This window comes from Aquimarina sp. U1-2, assembly GCF_017897595.1.
In the GTDB taxonomy this organism is placed as follows: domain Bacteria; phylum Bacteroidota; class Bacteroidia; order Flavobacteriales; family Flavobacteriaceae; genus Aquimarina.
In genome coordinates this window covers 1-352 of record NZ_JAGKIK010000117.1, presented here as the reverse complement: position 1 = coordinate 352, position 352 = coordinate 1, and the positions used below count along the sequence as shown (strand labels likewise).

1 pseudogene is annotated in these 352 nt (G+C 29.0%); it reads right to left on the bottom strand.

The annotated features are described in order from the left end of the window. Positions 1-102: 102 nt before the first annotated feature. Positions 103-352: pseudogene (locus tag J8281_RS19290) on the bottom strand (dihydroorotase); the annotation flags it as partial.

The following is a 352-nucleotide window of genomic DNA, read 5'->3' as shown; positions in this document are numbered from 1 at the left end:
CTCTTATCATTATTCATAAAATAGGCTATGATAATACCTATAATACCTAAATAACTAACTATTGAAAGCCCTTTACCATCTTGTATGTCTTGTTGCGTCATTTTATTTTAAAGCTAATATGTTGTTTGAGATACTACCATAAACACTTCCTTTTAAGGTTTCTCCTTTAAAAATTGAATTGTGAGATTTTGAAAGGATGTGTTGCCCTGAAAATGTATATTTTGTACTTGGATTAAATAATGTGGCGTTCAATTTATTACCAACTTTTATAGGAGTATCATTTACACCAAAACGTTGTTTCCCTTTAGTAAGAATCTCTATGGTCTTTTTTAGTGTAAACTTTTGCAGTAAT